Raw genomic sequence first — 278 nt, forward strand, 5'->3', positions numbered from 1 at the left:
GCCGAGGATCGCGACTGGTTCCCGGACTTCGCCGGCCGCGGCGACTGGCGCGAGACCCTGCTCGATGCCTGGGCCAACCATCGCGACGAATCCTTCATCCACCAGTATCTCAGCCCCGCGCTGATCCGAAAATGGCGGCTCTTCGTGCTGGCCGACGGCGCCGACGAGCCGCATTACCAGGTCGCATCGATCCACAATGAGCGCGGCTATCGCAAGATACGTTCCGCGCTGGCTCACAGCTATGAGATTGGCGCGAAAAGGCCCGACATCGAGGTGGT

At 64.0% G+C, this 278-nt stretch carries 1 protein-coding gene; it reads left to right on the forward strand.

Features of this window, described 5'->3' with window-relative positions; translation table 11 throughout:
• A partial coding sequence (locus EN859_RS37785) for a SpoVR family protein (protein ID WP_189502627.1) occupies positions 1–278 on the forward strand: 278 nt, incomplete at both ends.

This window comes from Mesorhizobium sp. M00.F.Ca.ET.216.01.1.1 (assembly GCF_004010325.2).
Taxonomy (GTDB): domain Bacteria; phylum Pseudomonadota; class Alphaproteobacteria; order Rhizobiales; family Rhizobiaceae; genus Mesorhizobium.